Annotated in this window: 17 protein-coding genes and 1 pseudogene; 1 reads left to right on the top strand and 17 read right to left on the bottom strand. The window is 32.6% G+C overall.

Features of this window, described 5'->3' with window-relative positions; genetic code table 11:
- From MR593_RS13245 to MR593_RS13180, 14 genes and pseudogenes are all read right to left on the bottom strand, one after another.
- Window positions 1-217 (bottom strand): annotated as a pseudogene (locus MR593_RS13245) (MATE family efflux transporter); the annotation flags it as partial.
- Window positions 218-355: 138 nt separating this feature from the next.
- Complete coding sequence (gene eno, locus MR593_RS13240; protein WP_290693894.1) at window positions 356-1,648, bottom strand: phosphopyruvate hydratase; 1,293 nt, start codon at window positions 1,646-1,648, stop codon at window positions 356-358.
- Window positions 1,649-1,822: 174 nt separating this feature from the next.
- The gene (gene gpmI, locus MR593_RS13235) at window positions 1,823-3,349 is read right to left on the bottom strand and encodes a 2,3-bisphosphoglycerate-independent phosphoglycerate mutase (RefSeq protein ID WP_290693891.1); all 1,527 of its coding nucleotides are present in this window, start codon (window positions 3,347-3,349) and stop codon (window positions 1,823-1,825) included.
- Between the two features lie 16 nt (window positions 3,350-3,365).
- Complete coding sequence (tpiA, locus tag MR593_RS13230; protein WP_290693888.1) at window positions 3,366-4,112, bottom strand: triose-phosphate isomerase; 747 nt, start codon at window positions 4,110-4,112, stop codon at window positions 3,366-3,368.
- Window positions 4,113-4,156: 44 nt separating this feature from the next.
- Window positions 4,157-5,359: a phosphoglycerate kinase gene (locus MR593_RS13225; RefSeq protein ID WP_290693885.1), complete on the bottom strand. Its 1,203-nt coding sequence runs from the start codon at window positions 5,357-5,359 to the stop codon at window positions 4,157-4,159.
- Between the two features lie 228 nt (window positions 5,360-5,587).
- Window positions 5,588-6,595, bottom strand: coding sequence for a type I glyceraldehyde-3-phosphate dehydrogenase (gap, locus tag MR593_RS13220; protein ID WP_290693881.1), 1,008 nt, complete (start codon window positions 6,593-6,595; stop codon window positions 5,588-5,590).
- Between the two features lie 111 nt (window positions 6,596-6,706).
- Window positions 6,707-7,753, bottom strand: coding sequence for a sugar-binding transcriptional regulator (locus tag MR593_RS13215; protein ID WP_290693878.1), 1,047 nt, complete (start codon window positions 7,751-7,753; stop codon window positions 6,707-6,709).
- Window positions 7,754-7,957: 204 nt separating this feature from the next.
- Window positions 7,958-9,325: an RNA polymerase factor sigma-54 gene (gene rpoN / locus MR593_RS13210; protein WP_290693875.1), complete on the bottom strand. Its 1,368-nt coding sequence runs from the start codon at window positions 9,323-9,325 to the stop codon at window positions 7,958-7,960.
- A 241-nt stretch (window positions 9,326-9,566) separates the two neighbouring features.
- The gene (hslO, locus tag MR593_RS13205) at window positions 9,567-10,508 is read right to left on the bottom strand and encodes an Hsp33 family molecular chaperone HslO (protein WP_290693872.1); all 942 of its coding nucleotides are present in this window, start codon (window positions 10,506-10,508) and stop codon (window positions 9,567-9,569) included.
- 38 nt (window positions 10,509-10,546) lie between these two features.
- Entirely contained in the window at window positions 10,547-11,293 is a 747-nt protein-coding gene (locus MR593_RS13200; protein WP_290693869.1) for a class I SAM-dependent DNA methyltransferase, read from the bottom strand.
- The gene (locus tag MR593_RS13195) at window positions 11,280-11,549 is read right to left on the bottom strand and encodes a small, acid-soluble spore protein, alpha/beta type (RefSeq protein ID WP_290693866.1); all 270 of its coding nucleotides are present in this window, start codon (window positions 11,547-11,549) and stop codon (window positions 11,280-11,282) included. The genes MR593_RS13200 and MR593_RS13195 overlap by 14 nt, the downstream gene beginning before the upstream one ends.
- Window positions 11,550-11,690: 141 nt before the next feature.
- Window positions 11,691-13,304 (bottom strand): gamma-glutamyltransferase, encoded by a 1,614-nt coding sequence (ggt, locus tag MR593_RS13190; protein WP_290693863.1) that lies wholly within the window; start codon window positions 13,302-13,304, stop codon window positions 11,691-11,693.
- 171 nt (window positions 13,305-13,475) lie between these two features.
- Window positions 13,476-15,107, bottom strand: coding sequence for a YARHG domain-containing protein (locus MR593_RS13185; protein ID WP_290693861.1), 1,632 nt, complete (start codon window positions 15,105-15,107; stop codon window positions 13,476-13,478).
- Between the two features lie 21 nt (window positions 15,108-15,128).
- Entirely contained in the window at window positions 15,129-15,986 is an 858-nt protein-coding gene (locus MR593_RS13180) for an N-acetylmuramoyl-L-alanine amidase (RefSeq protein WP_290693859.1), read from the bottom strand.
- 583 nt (window positions 15,987-16,569) lie between these two features.
- Here MR593_RS13180 and MR593_RS13175 point away from each other — a divergent pair.
- On the top strand, window positions 16,570-16,833 hold the full coding sequence (locus MR593_RS13175) for a hypothetical protein (RefSeq protein WP_290693856.1): 264 nt from the start codon (window positions 16,570-16,572) through the stop codon (window positions 16,831-16,833).
- Between the two features lie 148 nt (window positions 16,834-16,981).
- On the opposite strand, the gene MR593_RS13170 is transcribed toward MR593_RS13175, so the two are convergent.
- The 3 genes from MR593_RS13170 to MR593_RS13160 form a co-directional block, all read right to left on the bottom strand.
- Window positions 16,982-17,980: a GGGtGRT protein gene (locus MR593_RS13170; RefSeq protein WP_290693854.1), complete on the bottom strand. Its 999-nt coding sequence runs from the start codon at window positions 17,978-17,980 to the stop codon at window positions 16,982-16,984.
- An 18-nt stretch (window positions 17,981-17,998) separates the two neighbouring features.
- On the bottom strand, window positions 17,999-18,691 hold the full coding sequence (locus tag MR593_RS13165; RefSeq protein WP_290693852.1) for an iron-sulfur cluster assembly scaffold protein: 693 nt from the start codon (window positions 18,689-18,691) through the stop codon (window positions 17,999-18,001).
- 852 nt (window positions 18,692-19,543) lie between these two features.
- Window positions 19,544-20,662: an amidohydrolase gene (locus tag MR593_RS13160; protein ID WP_290693850.1), complete on the bottom strand. Its 1,119-nt coding sequence runs from the start codon at window positions 20,660-20,662 to the stop codon at window positions 19,544-19,546.
- Window positions 20,663-20,965: the final 303 nt, after the last annotated feature.

Here is a 20,965-nt window from a genome sequence, read left to right as displayed (position 1 = left end):
CAGTCCCTAACGCCACAAAAATCTGAGTTATAAGCACCACGATACTGTCCACCAATGACACCGCCGAAACCGCCGCCTCACCTACACTAGCTATCATAATCGAGTCAACCAGCCCAACCGCTATCAAAAGCAATTGTTCCACTACCAGCGGCAAAATCAATTTCCTCAAATCAGAATTTGAAAACATATATTTTATATCTCTCTGTTCTAAATCCACCAAATCACTCCCCTATTTCAAATATTTCATATAATATAATAATACACCAAAAAGCTACTATAATACAATTTCTCTACATATAAAAAGACTGCCTAAAATGATCACTCATCCTAAGCAGTCTTCCTATTCATAAATAAATTACTTATTTAAATTGTAAAAAGATTTCATTCCACAGTATCTAGCTGGCTCACCAATTAACTCTTCTATTCTAAGTAATTGATTGTACTTAGCAACTCTATCTGTTCTAGATGGAGCACCAGTTTTTATTTGTCCAGCATTTACAGCTACTGCTAAATCAGCAATAGTAGTATCTTCAGTTTCACCAGATCTGTGAGATATAACTGCAGTGTATCCTGCTCTCTTCGCCATTTCTATAGCATCTAGAGTTTCAGTTATAGTTCCGATTTGGTTTACTTTTATTAGTATAGAGTTTGCAACACCTGCTTCTATACCTCTTTCAAGTCTTTCAGTATTTGTAACGAATAAGTCGTCACCAACTAATTGAACTTTTTTGCCTAATCTATCTGTAAGTATTTTCCATCCATCCCAATCTTCTTCGTCTAGTCCGTCTTCTATAGTGATTATTGGGAAGTTAGTTGTCCAGTCCTCATATAGGTCAACCATTTGTTCAGCTGTTAATTCTTTGCCTTCTCCAGCTAAAACGTATTTTTTAGTTTCTTCGTTGTACATTTCTGAAGCTGCTACGTCAAGCCCTAACATAACGTCTTTGCCTGGTTCGTATCCAGCCTTAGATATTGCTTCAACTATTAATTCTAATGCTTCTCTGTTTGAGCCTAGGTTTGGAGCGAATCCACCTTCATCACCTACACCGCATGCTAAACCTTTTTCAGCTAGAACTTTCTTTAATGCGTGGAACACTTCTGCTCCCATTCTTAAACCTTCTCTGAAGCAACAAGCTCCAACTGGTAATATCATAAATTCTTGAACATCTACGTTGTTATCAGCATGTTCTCCACCGTTTAATATGTTCATCATAGGTACTGGTAATTGTTTTGCATTAACTCCACCTATATATTGGAATAATGGTAATCCTAATTCATCTGCAGATGCTCTAGCTACAGCCATAGAAACTCCAAGTATAGCATTTGCTCCTAGCTTACCTTTGTTTGGTGTACCGTCTAATTCTAATAATAATGCATCTATCCCTGGTTGATCTGTTGATTCTAAGCCTTCTAGCTCTGGTGCTATTATGTCGTTTACATTTTTAACAGCGTTTAGAGTACCTTTACCTAAGTATCTAGCTTTGTCTCCATCTCTTAGCTCAACTGCTTCAAAAGCTCCTGTTGATGCTCCAGATGGAACTATTGCTCTACCTTCTGCTCCACTTTCTAAAACTACTTCTACCTCTACAGTAGGATTTCCTCTTGAGTCTAATACTTCTCTTGCGTATACTGATTCTATTACTGACATTTTTTTCTCCTTCCAAGTTGTCTACTAATCAAGTCGTCTATTTGTAAAATTATAATATTTCACAAACGGGTTGATGGGTAAGTTTGTAAATTTTCATATATTTTATTATTTTTGTTCGCTTGATTAGTTTTCTTTAGTGTCTTTTATTTTTGTCATTTTTACAAATTTTATTTATTATTTTATTAGAGAATGACCAGTCATTTCTTCTGGTTTCTCTAAGTTCATCATGTCTAATAATGTTGGAGCTATATCTGATAATCTACCATCAGTTAATAACTCTTTGCCTATGAAATCTTTGCCAGCTACTATGAATGGAACTGGGTTTACTGAATGTGCAGTTATAACCTTGTCTGTTTCTGGATCTACCATTAATTCAGCATTTCCGTGGTCAGCAGTTATTATAGCACTTCCTCCGATTTCAACTATTTTGTCTACTAATTTACCTACACAGTTGTCTACAGTTTCAACAGCCTTTACAGCTGCTTCCATTACACCTGTATGTCCAACCATGTCAGGATTAGCGAAGTTTACAACTATGAAGTCGTATTTGTCTTCGTCTATTTTTTCTAGAACTTTTGCTAGTAATTCTGGTGCAGACATTTCTGGTTGTAAATCGTATGTTGCAACCTTTGGAGAAGGTATTAATTCTCTGTCTTCACCTGCATTTGGTTCTTCAACTCCTCCATTGAAGAAGAAAGTTACGTGTGCGTATTTTTCAGTTTCGGCAGCTCTTAATTGAGTTTTACCTAATTTTGATAAATATTCACCTAATGTGTTGCTTAATGATTGTGGTCCAAATGCTATTTGAACGTTTGGTAAAGTAACATCGTATTCTGTCATGCAGACAAAATATGTATTTATATCTGCTCTTTCAAATCCTGTAAATTCTGTATCAACTATAGATCTAGATATTTCTCTAGCTCTGTCTGGTCTGAAGTTGAAGAATATCACTGAATCCTTGTCAGATATTTTACCTACTGGTTCACCATTTTCAACTATTACAGTTGGAACGATGAATTCATCTGTTGCACCTTTTTTGTAAGATGCTTCGATAGCTTCTGATGCAGAACTAGCAGTTTCACCTTCGCCATATACCATAGCTTTGTATGCTACTTCTACTCTTTCCCATCTCTTATCTCTATCCATTGCATAGTATCTACCATTTACAGTAGCGAATTTACCTACGCCTACTTCAGACATATATTGTTCTATGTCTTGAGCATAGCCTAGACCACTTTGAGGGTCAGTATCTCTACCATCTGTAAATGCGTGTACGTATACTTTTTCTACACCTTTTTCTTTAGCCATTTTGATTAAAGCTTTTAGGTGATCTATATGTGAATGAACTCCACCGTCAGATAATAATCCCATTATATGAACGGCATGTTCTTTTGCGTTGTCCATAGCTTTTACTAAGATTTCGTTTGTGAAGAAATCTCCGTCTTCTATAGCTTTTGTTATTCTAGTTAAATCTTGATATACTATTCTACCTGCACCGATGTTTGTATGACCAACTTCTGAGTTACCCATTTGACCATCAGGAAGACCTACATCAAGACCACTTGCTTTTATTAATGTATTAGGATAAGTTGCTTGGATTCTGTCTAAGTTAGGAGTTTTAGCTTCTTTAACTGCATTTCCTACTGTATTATTACTTTCTCCAAAACCATCCATAATTATTAATGCTACTGGTTTTTTCATCTGTCTTACTTCACTCCTATTTAAAATTTACAAGAGCAACATAGTCATCAGCTTTAAGTGATGCTCCACCAACTAAAGCTCCATCTATGTCACTTTGTCCCATTATTTCTGCTACGTTAGCTGGTTTAACACTTCCACCGTATTGTATTCTAACTTCTTGAGCTAAGTCTCCATAAACTGAAGCTACAACTTCTCTTATGTAAGATATAACATCGTTAGCTTGTTCTGCTGTAGCAGTTTTTCCTGTTCCTATAGCCCAAATTGGTTCATAAGCTATAACAACCTTTGCTAAATCTTCTTTAGCTACGTCTTTTAATCCTTCTAATATTTGAGTTTTAACGTGATCTTTAGTTACTCCAGCTTCTCTTTGTTCTAGAGTTTCACCACAGCATAATATTGGGTTTATTCCTGTAGCTAAAGCTTTTAAAACTTTTTTGTTAACTGTTTCATCAGTTTCACCGAAGTATTCTCTTCTTTCAGAATGTCCTATTATAACATAATCCATTCCGATTTCTTGTAGCATTTCAGCAGAAACTTCACCAGTGAAAGCACCTGAAGTTTCGAAGTGCATGTTTTGAGCACCAACTTTTATTTTAGTTCCTTTAGTTGCTTCTTTTAAGTCTTTTAATTGTAAAAATGGTGCGCATATTACTGCTTCTACATCATCTCTATCAGCTCTAGCCCCTACTTCTTTAACGAATTCTAAAGCTTCTTTTATATTTTTATTCATTTTCCAGTTTCCTGCGATTATTGGTTTTCTCATTTGAATTTCCTCCCTTTGAATATATCGATCTATATTATCTATTCTTATTTGTCATCTAAAGCTGCTATTCCTGGTAATTCTTTTCCTTCTAAGAATTCTAATGATGCTCCACCACCAGTTGAAACGTGAGTCATCTTATCTCCGAATCCTAATTGATTAACAGCAGCAGCACTATCTCCACCACCTATTACAGTAGTTGCGTCTTCTAATGATGCCATAGCTTTTGCTATTGCTAAAGTACCACCTGCAAATGCTTCAAATTCGAATACACCCATTGGTCCATTCCATACTATTGTTTTTGAACCTTTAACAACGTCTACGAATTTTTCTACAGTTTTTGGTCCTATATCTAATCCTTCGTATCCATCAGCTATGTTTTGATCTTCAGTTATTACAACTTCTGCATTTGGTGAGAATTCGTTAGCAGTTTTGAAGTCTACTGGTAAGTATAATTTAACACCTTTAGCTTCAGCTTTTGCTATCATTTCTTTAGCGTAATCTATTTTATCTTCTTCTAATAAAGAGTTTCCTATTTCATATCCTTGAGATTTTAAGAAAGTATATGCCATACCTCCACCTATTATTAGGTTATCAACTTTGTCTAATAATTGGTTTATAACGTTTATTTTGTCAGAAACTTTAGCTCCACCTAATATAGCAGTGAAAGGTCTAACTGGATTAGCAACTGCTTCACCTAAGAATTTTAATTCTTTTTGGATTAAATATCCGCAAACTCTTTCTTCTAAGAATTCTCCAGCACCTACAGTTGAACAGTGAGCTCTATGAGCAGTTCCGAATGCATCATTTACAAATATTTCTGCTAATGAAGCTAATTCTTTAGAGTAGTTTTCTTCGTTTTTAGTTTCTTCTTTTCTATATCTAGTGTTTTCTAGTAAAACAACATCTCCGTTTTGCATTTTTTCAACAGCAGCCTTTGCATTTTCGCCAACAACGTTAGCATCTGCAGCAAATACTACTTCTTGTCCTAGCATTTCAGATAATCTTTTTGCAACTGGTGCTAAAGATAATTCTGGTTTAGCTTCTCCTTTTGGTTTTCCTAAGTGAGAGCATAATATAACTTTTGCACCTTTTGCTATTAAGTATTTTATTGTTGGTAATGCTCCTACTAATCTGTTTTCGTCAGTTATTACTCCATCCTTTAGAGGAACGTTGAAATCGCATCTTACTAAAACTCTTTTTCCTGTAACATTGATATCTTCTATTGTTTTTTTGTTTAACATTGACATAATTAAACTCCTTTCAAAAGTAAACTTATTCTTTTTTATAATATATTACTTTCTATAATATATCATATTTTTGAATAAAGTAGGTATTAAACGATTACAGCTGTTTATTTTAATTTTTATTTAATCTATATTTAGTTTTATTTTTATGTTAAATTTATTTATTCCGCCTTATCCTAAAAAAGTCCGGAGCTGTAGTATACTACAAACCCGGACCCTACTATGCCTAAACTATTTTGCTAAGTTTGCAAAATATCCTAAAGTTCTTACTAATTGAGAAGTGTAAGACATTTCATTGTCATACCAAGCTACAACTTTAACTAATTGTTGTCCATTAACTTCCATAACTTTTGTTTGAGTTGCATCGAATAATGAACCGTAGCTCATTCCTATTATATCAGAAGATACTAAGTATTCTTCAGTGTATCCGAATGATTCAGTTGAAGCTGCTTTCATAGCTGCATTTACTTCTTCTACAGTAACATTTTTGTCTAATGTACAAACTAATTCAGTTATTGAACCAGTTACAACTGGAACTCTTTGAGCAGCTCCATCTAATTTACCTTTTAATTCTGGTATAACTAAACCGATAGCTTTTGCAGCACCTGTAGTGTTAGGAACTATATTTCCTGCTGCAGCTCTAGCTCTTCTTAAATCACCTTTCTTGTGAGGACCATCTAAAGTATTTTGGTCATTTGTGTAAGCATGTATAGTTGTCATTAAACCTTTTTGAATTCCGAATTTATCATTTAAAGTTTTAGCCATTGGTGCTAAGCAGTTAGTTGTACAAGAAGCACCTGATATAACTGTTTCAGTTCCGTCTAATGTATCGTTATTTACGTTGAATACTATTGTTTTAACATCTCCTGTTGCTGGTGCAGATATAACTACTTTTTTAGCTCCTGCTTTTATATGTGCTTCAGCTTTTTCTTGAGAAGTGAAGAATCCAGTACATTCTAATACTATATCTACTCCAAGTTCTCCCCATGGTAAGTTTTCTGGGTTAGCTTCTGCAGTTACTTTTATTTCTTTTCCGTTTACTACGAAAGCACCTTCTTTAACTTCTATTTCACCGTTGAATCTACCTTGAGCAGTATCGTATTTGAATAAGTGAGCTAACATTTTCGCATCTGTTAAGTCGTTTATTGCTACTACATCAAATTTATCAGTTTGTTCCATTAATTTTCTTAATGCTAATCTTCCTATTCTACCAAATCCATTAATTGCTACTTTAACCATTGTATTTAACCTCCTAAAAATAAAACCTATTTTTTATATTTATATTTTCTGTATTTTTTACTAATTTATTTATCTTTATTATTAGCTATTTGCTAATTTTATTAACCATATTTATTTAACCATTTTTTGTTGATCGTTTATCAACTCTATAAGTCTCTTTCCACTATGCTCGTCAGTTACTAAAACTAAATTTTTATTAATTTTAGATATCGCTAGAAAAGCTTCTATTTTCTTTGCTCCTGCAAATACTGCTATAACTTCTCTCGCTTGTTTAACACTATCTAAATCTATTCCGATTGTATTTAATCTGTATACAATCTCACCTGCTTGATTGAAATAATATCCGAACGATTCTCCTACAGCACCCTTATCTAGTATTTCTTTCGCTTTTTTATCTGATAAATTTCTTCTGACTATCATTTCATCAGCTCTACCTACACCAAAGACAACTATATTTGATTTAGAAACTAAATCCAAAGTTTTCTTTATTTCTGGCTCTTGAGCTAACATCAACATAGACTCGATTCCTAATTTATCAGGTAAATTAAGCAGTGCATATTTTGATTGTAAACTCTTGCTTATGTTTGCCGCTATGTTGTTCGATTGTATCTCCACATTTACTCCTAAACTACCTCTAGCAGGTACTACTGTTACATTTTCAAATTTCTTATCCGACTTTATACTCTTTGAAAATTCTAACATTGTCGTTCCACCTGTTATAGAAACTATATCTCCGTCCTGTAGTATATTCGTAAAATACGATGCCGCCGATCTACCTACGTCAATCAAAACACTCTTATTATTCTCGTAATCACCAGGTACAAGTATTACCTTCTTTATACCTAATAGCTGAGTTAACTTTTCTTCTAGTGTTGATAATCCCATAACTTCATTCATGATATCTCTTAATCCGTCTAATAAATCGATACCTTCTTGAGTTATTTTCATACCTGATGTTTCAACGCTTATCAAGTTTTGTTCTCTTAATACTTCTGTCTCCGAGCGAACAACTCTTTCACTCAACCCTAGCTCAGTTGCTAAACTTCTTCTTCCGATTGTTTCGTTTAGATATATTTGTCTAAGTATTGAGTAGCGCTTAGTCATCATATCAAGCACTTGTGGAATCAACTTTTGTTGCATTTTTAATAAATTATTCATAAGTCTATCCCTCATTTTTATTTATTGATTTTTAGCTTGGGACTTTTTAAGTCCTATGTATCAATTTGTGTCCCACAAGATATTTATATTTTATCCTACATATAAATATTTTTCAATACGTTTTATTAAACTTTTGTTTTTTTTAACCTATTATTAAATTTCTTTTTCATTATTTAATATGGACCACGTTTTCCTGCAATTATTCTATTTCAAAAATAAGGTCTTCCTTTTATTTGATGGCAGTATTTCCAATTCTTCCCTGTATTTTGCTACAGTTCTTCTGGAAATATTTACCCCATTTTTGTTTAATAATTGTTTTATTTTTTCATCACTTAATGGCTTTGCTTTATCTTCTTTTTTTATTATGTCCTCGATGAATTTTTTTATACTTATTGCAGATGTATCTTCTGTTCCCTGAGTTTCTAAACCTTTTGAAAAGAAATACTTAAATTCAAACATCCCAAAAGGTGTCATCATGTATTTTCCATTTACACCCCTGCTTATAGTAGATTGATGTAAATTTAATTCATCTGCTAATTCTTGCATTTTCATAGGTTTTATGTAGTTTGTGCCTTTTTCAAAAAATTCTTCTTGTCTTTTTAATATGGATTTGGCTATTTTTATTGTCGTCGACTTTCTATTTTCTATGTTTTTTATTAAGTTTAGTGCACTGTCTAGTCTTTCTTTTATAAATTTCTTAGTATCTTCATCAGAATCTTGTTTATTTAACATACTCTGATAAAAAGAATTTATATTTATACTTATATCGTTTTTGTCATTGCTTACAACAATAAAATTTCCATCTACTTTTTTTATTATTACATCTGGCTTTATGTATTGAACTTCATTTGTGTTGTATATCTTTCCTGGTTTTGGTTCTAGGTGTTTTATTATTTTGATGTAATTTATGCATTGCTCTTGACTTATGTTGTATTTTTTGCATATAGATTTTATTTTTTTATTGGCTATATTATTTAAGTCCTCTTTTATGATTTGATCTAGCAAATCATCTTTTATGTTCAAATTTTTAAGCTGTATCGACAAACATTCCTCTAGAGTAGTTCCCCCTACGCCATTTGGTTCAAGTGATTGAACATAGCTTTTGCATGTATAGTAGGTATTTTTGTCGATTTTCAGCCTTTCCATAATTAATTTTTCATCTTGTATATCTAAATATCCATTTTCATCTAAACTATCTATTATATATTCGCAAATCTTTCTTTGTTTTTTGTCAATTCTATAGTATCTAAGTTGATTTTTTAGATAATCATATAAATTCTGTGTTGACCTTACCATATTTTCGAAATCGACTTCATTATCTACGTTATATGCAAATTCATTTTTATCTCTATATGTATATTTCTGCATATTTTTAATGTAGTTTTCCCAATCTATCCTACTATCGTTATCCTTGGTGTCAATCTCCATAATAGGATTTTCTTCAGCCTGCTTTTTTATCTCAGCTTCTAACTCTGCAGTGCTCATATTGAGAATTTTTAAAGATTGAACTAATTTTGTAGTCATTATAAGCTTCTGCGATTGACTCAACTCTAAACCGTAATCGATTTCCATATTCATCCCTCCTTTTCACCTTGTATTTTATTTTACGAGTAATTTTAAAGGATATAAAAAAGTCTTCATTTGAAGATTATTAAATTATTTAGATAAAATTAATTACTTATACTATTATTTTATATTAATTTTTGATGAATTTTAAATTTATGCATAATATAAAGCAAAAAAATAGAAAATACTAAACCTAATTTAATATTTTCTATCCTATAAAAATTCATATTAATGTAAATTCATATAACTATTTAATATCATTTAATAATTCTACTAATTCTTCTTCTGTAAAATGATATTTTTTATTGCAGAAATGACATGTTACTTCTGCTTGTTTATCTTCTTCTATTATAGTTTGAAGCTCTTGTCTTCCTATTGATTGAAGTACTTTTCCAGTTCTTTCTTTTGAACAATTACATTCAAATCCAACCTCACACATATCTAGTATCTTCGGATCTAAGTCCTTAAGCACGATTTCTAGTATATCCTCTGGTTTGTTTCCTGATTTTAATAAAGTAGTCACAGATGGTATATCTTTTATATTTCTCTCTAAAGTAGATATAGTTTCTTCGCTCGCAAATGGCATCAATTGAACTATAAATCCACCAGCTTGTTCAACATCGAATTCTTGACATAGTACATGTTCTTCTGAACCGTCTTCATTAGTCATTACTCTTTCGACTTCTGTATTTCTAGTTAAAACACCTAGTGATACTACTGAAGGAGTTTGTTCTGACAAAGCAAAGTAATGAGTAAAGTCCTCTGCGATTTCTCCACTGACTAATGGATAAGATCCTATATAAGGTTCTTTTAATCCTAAATCCTTTATAACTTGAACATATCCATCTGTACCTACTGCACCTGCTACATTTAATTTGCCATTTGGATAATTTTCTACATTTACATCGGGATTTTGTACATATCCACGTACTATACCCTTTGCATCAGATGTAGCAAGTATAGTACCTATTGGTCCTCCACCTTTTATTATTACTGTCAATTCGTCTTTTTCATTTTTCATCATAAGACCCATCATACTAGTAGCAGTTAAAGTTCTTCCTAATGCTGCTGTTGCTACCTTTGTTGTATTGTGGTTTATTCTAGCTGTCTCTACCATTTCTCTAGTCGTAGCTACATAAGCTCTAACTTCATCGTTGCCGCCTGTAGCTTTTATTACGTAATCTTTCATTAGTATTCCTCCATATTTTATTAAGTCAATTTAAAATTTTACTTTCTACATACAAAAAATATTCTCTCACTGTCATCTTTAGGCTTTTCAAAAGTGAAATCACCGTAAACCTTAACATCAGAAAATCCAGCTTCTTCAAGCATATCGATTATCTCATCTTCAGTATAAGCTCTCTGTAAATGCACTTCTTCATGCTTATCGTATTTACCATTTTCATCAGCTACAAAGAAAGTAAGCTCCATCTCAACTAAATTTTGCTCATCATCGAAATAATTTTGCCACATATAAGATATATTTTCTCGATTTTCTCCATACATATTATCTCCTAATACTGTAGATAACTTGTAAAATGAGCTAATATCAAAAATAAATATACCTTCCTCCTTTAGTAATTCGTGAGTTTTAGAAAATATATTTATTAAATCTTCATCGTAAGTTATATAATTAAATCCATCACATGCGCATAAAACACAGTCTAAATTAGTCACATCAAAATCAAGCTCTGATATATCCTGTTCTAATAAAACTAATTCTATGTTTTCCTTTTCTGCCTTGCTTCTAGCTACGTTTAACATCTCGTCTGAAATATCTATACCTGCTATATCGTAGTTTTTCTTAGCTAGTGGTATTGTTATATTACCAGTTCCACATGCTAATTCCAAGATATTTTTAACTTTTGCATTTTCTTTTTCGATTATTTGCTCTATATAATCTATCCAACCTTCATAATCAACATCGTCCATCAACTCATCATAGACGAACGCGAAATCTCTATACTGATCCATCCTCTGTATCATTCCCCTTATTTTCTTTTTTCATTTTCTTCTTGCGCGCTGTAAGTATACCGCCAATTCTGCCGGCTTCCTTTGCAGTCAAACCTGCCCAGCCCTTTTCGCTTACCTTATCGATTAATCCTAATTCTGATGCTATTTCATATTTCATTATATCATTGTCTGTCAATGGTTTATCTTTCTTGCTGTTATTTTTTCTAGTTTTTTCACATTTATATATAAATTCCTTAGTCAATTCTTTCTTATCCATAAAAATACTCCTTTCATTTTCAAATCTTCACATCTAAATTATTGCCAAATTAATCTATTCTATACACTCATTTACAAAATAATTTTATGAATAAGAAAATACTCCCTTCATAGAAATAAATTACTATAAAAGGAGTATATTTTACCAAGCAGCCACAAATCCATCTGTTCTAGGTTCGCTTGCTCCAACTAGAGTTCCATGCTCGTCTCTCATTATAATTTGTCCACGACCCATACTTGTAGACTCCGGTAGCACTGTTATCTCGTGTCCTCTTCGTACCAATTCTTCTGTAACTGCAAATGGGAATGCTCTTTCAACTTGAATTTTTTTACCGCCTACCCATTGCCATCTAGGTGCATCTAGAGCTTCCTGTGGGTTCATGCCAAAATCGATAGTATTCATCATAACTTGAAGATGTCCCTGTGGTTGCATAAATCCACCCATAACCCCAAATGGACCTACTGGTTTTCCATCTTTAGTTAAAAATCCTGGGATTATTGTGTGGTATGGTTTCTTATTTGCTCCTATGCAATTTTCGCTGTTTTCATCTAGATTAAAGTTGTTTCCCCTATTGTGCAACGCTATTCCTGTACCTGGAACTACTATACCAGATCCAAATCCACAGTAGTTGCTTTGTATGTAGCTGACCATATTTCCCTCGCCATCTGCTGTACAAAGGTATATAGTTCCTCCACAAGATGGATCGCCGTACTCTGGCATTATTGCATCGTGTCCTATTAATTCTCTTCTCTCTTCGGCGTATTCTTTAGACAGCAACTCTTCCTTTGTGACCTTCATATATCTAGGGTCTGATACATATCTTTGACCATCGACAAATGCTAGCTTCATAGCTTCTATTTGTCTATGTATAGTTTCTGCATCATCGTGAGTTTTTACATCTAATCCCTCCATTATGTTAAGAGCCATAAGAGCTACTATTCCATGTCCATTAGGTGGTATTTCATTAATTTCGTAACCCTTGTAACTTGTACTTATAGGCTCTACCCATTCTGCTTTAAATTTAGCTAAATCTTCTTTTCTTATAAGTCCTCCTGTGTTTCTTGAATGCTCATCTATTTTATCTGCCAAAGCCCCTCTATAGAAAGATTCTCCTTTAGTTTGTGCAATTTCTCTAAGTGTCTTCGCATGGTCTTTTAATGTCCAAATTTCACCTGCTGAAGGTGTTCTTCCATTATCAGAAAAAACTCTTTTCCATTCATCAAATAACGGGTCTTCAGTATCTTTAAAAAATTCTTCATACTCATTCTCCCACAATCTAGATATCACAGGAGATACAGGATATCCATTTTCTGCATATTCTATAGCAGACTCAAATAATTCTTCAAACTCTAATTTTCCAAATCTCTTAGATAACTCCACCCATCCAGAAACTGCCCCTGGAACTGTGACTGGAATCCATCCATGAACTGGCATTTCACTATAGCCTTTAGCTTTTATATCCTTAGCATTTGCAAGCTCTGGAGCATGTCCACTGGCATTTAATCCGTATAATTTATCCTTCATCCAAACTAGCGCAAAACAGTCTCCACCTATTCCATTTGAAGTAGGCTCTAAAACAGTCATACAAATAGCCGTAGCAATCGCTGCATCTACTGCATTTCCGCCTTTTTTGATAATATCAAGTCCTGCCTGTGCCGCAAGTGGTTGTGATGTAGACACCATGCCTCGTCTTCCATATACCAAACTTCTTCTTGATGGATAGCTATATTTCAGAGCATCAAATTCAAAACTCATTTTATTTTCCTCCTAATAACCTCTTTTCAATCTCTAATTTATTACAAATACTTCCAAGAAATATTCTCCCTATAATTTATTATAGTCATAAATTTGGATAAATTCCTTATCTTCCCACCAAAAAAATGCTACAACAGATAATTATTATCTATCGTAGAATTTACTTATACCTTATTGTAAATTTTCATATTCTAAAATCAAATAAGCATTTGCTCTTTCATACTTATTAAGCATAGTTTCATCCACGAAATCCTCTGGATCTATAGTTCCTCTATACCAAGAGCATCCATTGAAGTAATTTTGCAATTCTTGGTCGTCAAATCTACGTCCATTTCTAGCATATATTTCATTACGGGCAAGTCTAAGCTCTTTATCTGATAATTTTTCTAAGTCAGAAATAGTCAAATATCTGCTGTCACTATCTGCAAATATATACCCATCTTGGTTGTATTTCGCTGAACCGTTCTTAGCTTCTAGAAGCTCTTCTGGTGTATAAGAATACGTGTTGCGAGTCATCATTTTTTCTGACATATATCTTATGTATAGATTTCTGATTACACTTTCTTTAGATTTTTCGCTTGTTGTGTACTCTAATAAATATTGAGATTTTTGTTCTTTAAATATGCTGTCGTAAACACCTGCCATATAGCTTGCATCTGTGATATTTTTGTAAAAACCTCCAGTAGAATTAGCTATATCACTCAATATTGATGTATTAAGCGAGCTACCTATACCGATTATGTATATAGGAACTTTATATCTTTGAGCTAAATCCTTCACAGCTTGGTAAGAAACTCTACTCACATTATCTTGTCCATCTGTGAACGCTATAACACATTTCGCACCGTCTGTAGAGACGATTTGGTTTACAGATGCATATAATGCATCGTATAGAGATGTCATGTTACCCATTTGAAGGTTGTTTATCTTGTTTATTAATTGTGATTTATCGTCTGTAAAATAGAGATTTCTAGTTACATTATCAGCAAAACTCAAAAGTCCTGCCTTATCGCCTACATTAAATTGAATTTGATTTACTAGGCTGATCATCGCTTGCTTTGATATAGACATATTAGTCCCTTGATAAGTTCCTACATTCATACTATCGCTGACATCTGCAACTATATCTATAGTTAAATTTTCTTCTTGGTCTAATTGGACTGCTTTTTCTATCTTTGTTTCTTTGAAACCTGATGATTCCATGTTTTCACTTAGATAAAAATCTTCGTACTCAAGGTTATCTATACTTTCTCCTGTAGTCAAATCTTTTATGCTGACATATAGCTTTACAGTAGGATATTCAGATACATCCACTTGAGACACCTCTAAGCTGTAGTTATTTGATTGACCTAATGCATCTAAAAACGCTTCATATTTTTGATATACACTTTCTCCATCTTTATATCTTTCTTCTGATGTAGCCTTTTCTATTTCGCTTTTATAATTTTCAATAGTAGATTTTTCTGCTTCAAGTACATCTACCTGTTTTTGCTTTTGATTCATTTCATCTTGTTTCTTGTTTAAATAACTTACACTATAACTTTTACTCGCTTCAAGTAGTGAATCCAAAGATTCCATCGCTTTATCACATTTAGATGAATTTTTAGAATCTATATTGCTTTTTAAATCTGACATATATTTGTTGTAAGAATCTTGATTTTTATCACTTAGTATAATTTGTTTAAATTTTTCTTCATACTCATTATAAGCATCTTCGTATTTACTCATTGAGCTACACCCAACTAAAGCAACAATTAAAGTAGTTAAAATACACATTAAAAAGATCGATTTTGTTTTTTTCATATATTCCTCCAATAAATCTGGTTATTTTCCATCAAAATAAGTTTGTGTAGCTTCGGCGATTGCTTTCATCATTTTTTCTTGATAAGATTTTTGTGCCATTTTTTCATCCTCTTCTGGATTAGACATAAATCCCATTTCAACTAACACAGCCGGAACCTCTGACCAGTTAAATCCAGTCAAATCGCTTCTTTCATAAATATTGTTTACCTTAAATCCAGCCTCCTTCATATCAGAAAACATGATTTGAGCACATTTATTGCTTTCCTTGTAAATCTTTGATGTATACTTTCCATTGCTCGCCGGAATATGAAGCGATGCCCCAGTTACAGATGAATCATCAGAACCATCGGCGTGAATTCTAATAACTAAATTTGCATTGTTTTCATTTGCAAAAATTGCTCTCTCTGAATTAGTAATATTTACATCATTAGTCTCTCTAGTCATTATAACTTTAAATCCCATATCCTCTAGATACTTTTTCAAAATCTTAGATGCCTGCAGATTCAACTCGTATTCTGGAATATTTGTAGAAACTCCCTGCGTTCCCCAAGACACCTTGAACTTAGTCTCTGATGAACCTGGACCAACAGGCTCTTCACTCATATCCCCTTTAGTTTGGTGACCTGGATCTATGCAGATTATGTACTGTTGATTTTTATTTTCTTGCTTTTCTTCTTCCTTTATTTCACCCTCTTTTTTATTTTTATCCTGTTGTGATTTGTCTTGATTAGCCTTTTCTGAAGATTTTTCAGAATCCTGTTGAGATGTGTCAATTGCTGTAGATGTATTTTCTGAGCTAGATATATTTGATTTGCCACATCCAAAGCTCACAAGCGAGACAATTAGTAAAACTAATAGTAATGATAATTTTTTTCTCATTTTACACTCCTTATTTTCATAAAATTTTACCCTGTTAAATATAATTATAAATGCTAAAAATAGTTAAATCAATTTTATTTTATTATCTTCACATATTTCTATTTCAAATGCCTTTTCACCTTTATCAATAGTTTAAAGTCTTAAATAAAAAATTATATATAAAAATATTTATATATAAAAACATTGAATATTTTTTTATATAATGATATATTATAAATATAAAGATAGTAATATCTTTCGTGAATAAGGCACGTAAAAGCTGGGCTTGATGTGGAAAAGGGTAAACCTCCACAACGTAATAGTTGTCAAGATGGGCAACCAGCCTCGAAGCAAGGATAATGCTTGACCTATATAGCGGGTATTAGAAATGCTATAACATAATAGCTATCAAGATGGGTAGCCAGCCTGGCAGCCAGGAGAAAACCTTATATTTTTTTATATTAATTAGTTCGCTTAGGCGAGCTATTTTTTATTTATGGAGGATAATTAATGTCGTTGTCAAGTCAATTACTAACATTAACACAAAATATAATTTTAGCCGCTGCTGAATATAAAGAACATGTTGTAGGTAAAAGCTTTTTATATGAATGCCAAAGATGGAACACTTAGAAAAGAACAAATTTATGCAGATGCTAGACATCCATTAAAAACTGCAAAAGATAAAAATATAGATGAAAGCCAAAAGGATATAACTAGATTTATATTCAGTAAAAATGACATTTTAGGTAAATACGATACTATTTGTTTTACTGATGGATCAAATATTTTAGAACTTTCAGAAGATATATTAGATATGCTAGATAAATCTTTATTGGATAAATCAGAAGTAGCTGCAACAAAAGAATAATTAAAATGTCAACCAATGTCAACCGAATTCAAAAAATTTATTCAACGGTTGACAAATGGTTGACAAAACACTAATTTCAATCAATTTCTATTAAATTATAAACTCTTTTTAGAATTACTCTAAAATCTTAAAAGCATTGAAATCACTATTATTTCATAGCTTCTTCAACTGCAACAGCAACAGCAACTGTAGCACCAACCATTGGGTTGTTACCCATTCCTATAAGTCCCATCATTTCAACGTGAGCTGGAACTGATGAAGAACCTGCGAATTGTGCATCTGAGTGCATTCTTCCCATAGTATCTGTCATACCATAAGAAGCTGGTCCTGCTGCCATGTTATCTGGATGAAGTGTTCTACCAGTACCACCACCAGAAGCAACTGAGAAGTATTTTTTACCTTGTTCGATACATTCTTTTTTGTATGTACCTGCAACTGGGTGTTGGAATCTAGTTGGGTTAGTTGAGTTTCCTGTTATAGAAACATCTACACCTTCCATATGCATTATAGCAACACCTTCTCTAACATCGTCGCATCCGTAGCATCTAACTTTAGCTCTGTCTCCTTTAGAGAATGGAGTTTCTTTAACTACTGTTAATTCACTTGTGAAGTAATCAAATTTAGTTTGAACATAAGTGAATCCGTTTATTCTAGATATTATGTAAGCTGCGTCTTTTCCAAGACCGTTTAATATAACTCTTAAAGGTTGTTTTCTTACTTTGTTAGCTTTTTCAGCTATTTTTATAGCACCTTCTGCAGCAGCGAAAGATTCGTGTCCTGCTAAGAATGCGAAACATTGAGTATCTTCTTCTAGTAACATTGAACCTAAGTTACCATGTCCTAAACCAACTTTTCTGTTGTCAGCAACTGATCCTGGTATACAGAAAGCTTGTAACCCTTCACCTATTGCTTTAGCTGCATCTGCTGCTCTTGTACATCCTTTTTTGATTGCTATAGCTGCACCTAAGATATAAGCCCAACATGCATTTTCAAATGCTATAGCTTGAGTGTCTTTTACTATTTGATATGGATCAAAACCTTTTGATTGACATAATTCTCTACATTCTTCTAATGATTTAAATCCGTATTTTTCTAATACTACTTCTATTTGAGCGATTCTTCTTTCGTAACTTTCAAATAACGCCATTATTTCATCCCCCTTCTATTATTCATGTCTTGGATTTACAAATTTAACTCCATCTGCAAATCTTCCGTATGATGATTTAGCTTTTGCTAAAGCTTCGTTAGCGTCCATACCATCGCTGATCATTTCCATCATCTTGCCAAGGTGAACGAATTCATAACCTATTATTTCACTATTTTCATCTAATGCTAATCTAGTAACATAACCTTCTGCCATTTCTAAGTATCTTGGTCCTTTAGCTAAAGTTCCGTACATAGTCCCAACTTGAGATCTTAATCCTTTACCTAAATCTTCAAGACCTGCTCCTATTGGAAGTCCTCCTTCAGAGAAAGCAGTTTGACTTCTTCCGTAAACTATTTGTAAGAAGATTTCTCTCATAGCTGTGTTTATAGCATCACAAACTAAGTCAGTATTTAATGCTTCTAATATAGTTTTTCCTGGAAGTATTTCAGATGCCATTGCAGCTGAGTGAGTCATTCCTGAACATCCTATAGTTTCTACTAATGCTTCTTGTATTATTCCGTCCTTAACATTTAAAGTTAATTTACATCCTCCTTGTTGAGGTGCACACCATCCTATACCGTGAGTTAAACCTGATATGTCGCTGATTTCTTTTGCTTGTACCCATTTTCCTTCTTCTGGAATTGGAGCTGGACCATGATTAGGTCCTTTAGTTATAGGGCACATATTATTTACTTCTGCTGAATATATCATAAAATAATTCCCTCCTTAAAATATCTTCGTCTATTCTATTATAAATAAATTTCCACTTTTTTCAAATACTTATTTTTGTGGACTAAACCTTTCAAAAAAGGAATTACTACATACTATTTAATAGATTAATGTATGCTATAAAGGTATGTACAAGTTTTTTCGACAAATTAGTCTATTATATTGAGGTGTATTGATATATTTTTATTTTTATGAAAAACGTATGCCCGACATTTATTAATGCACTACATATTTGTATTGTTGTCAATATAAAAAAATTTTTTTCTCAAAATTTTTTTATTATTTTTTATTAATTTTATATTTTTTATGAGAGATAGCTTTTATTTCAATATTTAAACCGGTATTTTCTTAATTTGGATTCGATTTGTTTTAATATTAATTTTGTAGATTTTCATAAAATTTGTTTGAAAAAAATAAAAACCTATTAAAATCATGTAATTAGATATTAATAGATTTTTAGGTATTTTTCTACATCTCATGTTACTGTTAAATAGAAAGACGGTACTAGAGATACAGACTTTATACCTATGCTTCAATACATCCCATGTTACTGTTCAATAGTAGAAAATTAGTTAATGAATGTGTTAAATTCAAGCTTCAATACATCCCATGTGACTGTTCAATACTAACAACCATCCCATTCCTACCTATATAATATCACCACAAACACTCAAATTTCAACATTCACAATAAATTTTACCAACCGAAATTAAAAATTTTAAGCTTATACTCAAAAATCACCAAACTCTTTGGCATCACTACATCCTACAAACCTCAACCCCAAAATCGGTTGGTAATCAAAAAATCACAATCCTATTTCAAAAATCCTTTAATCTATTCCACAGATCCCTTAAACTTAAGCATCTTCACATAAGTCTTAATAGCATCTAACATAATATCCTCATTAAAATCAAACTTCAAGCTATGAAGCCCATTTACAAAGCCCTTTTCCTCATTACGAGCACCTTGCATGAAGAATAATCCTGGAACTTCCCTTTGATAATAAGAGAAATCCTCTGATATCATAAGAGGCTCAGTCTTAACGAATTTTTCCCTGCCAACTGCTTCGACAAATTCGTTGTATAGATTTTCATCGTTATTTACAGCATAAAATCCATCCTCAATATGCACATTGACCTTGCAATTATAAGCAACCTCAAACCCCTTAGCTAATTCCAATAATCTCTTTTTCATTGTATCGTAAATATCAGGATTAAAGCATCTCATAGTTCCTTCTAATCTGACATTTTCGGCGATTATATTTCTAACAGAGCCTGCTGTCATCTTACCAAAAGTGATTACTGCACCCTCCATTGGATTTAAGTTTCTAGATACTATACTTTGAACTGCTGACACAAAGCTAGCCCCTATCATTATGCCATCTACTGTGTTTTGTGGGATTGCCCCATGTCCACCTTTTCCTATGATATCTACGTCTATTTCACCGTTTTGAGCCATTAAATACCCAGCCTTACATCCTATATATCCTTCTGGAAAATCTGGATGAATATGAAGTCCATAAACTTCATCGACGTTGTATTTTTTAAATACACCTGCTTTCATAAGACGTTCTGCTCCACCAGTGTCTTCTTCTGCTGGTTGGAACACAAACACTATGTTATCGTTTAAACAATCCTTGTTGTCGTTTATATATTCTAAAAATCCTAATAATATACTTATATGTCCATCGTGACCGCATAGATGTTGTGGTCCATCATCAGTTGGAAGTGCATCTATGTCAGATCTAAATGCTATAGTTTTCTTAGGATTTTTACCCTTGATTATACCCACTGTAGCTGTTTCTAATGGTGTTTCGTATTCTATTCCCAATTTATCTAAATAATCTCTTATGTACTTCGCTGTTTTAAATTCCTCATGTGAAAGCTCAGCTATTTTATGTAAATTGGTTCTATGTTGTTTTACAATTTGATCTATATACGCTATATCTTTCATCAAATTCTCCTCCCAAATATCAATATACTAATTATTTTTCTAAATTTTTTAATAATTTTATTATATATGTTTTGACTAGATTGTCCAATTTTTTTACAAAAAAAGCCGCTACAAATACGACCTAGCGTAAATGTAACAGCTTTTGTTTATTTCGATATTAATTTTTTATTAGTAAATTATTAATCGTCAAATTCTCCACTTTCTTCGTATAATAAAGCGATTCCACCTTTTGCAGTTTCTTTGTATTTTTCCATCATATCTCTACCAGTTTCATCCATTATTTTGACGATTTGGTCAAATTTA

The sequence above is a fragment of the Intestinibacter sp. genome (assembly GCF_022780145.1).
Classification (GTDB): domain Bacteria; phylum Bacillota; class Clostridia; order Peptostreptococcales; family Peptostreptococcaceae; genus Intestinibacter.
This window is presented reverse-complemented; position numbering and strand designations above follow the sequence as displayed.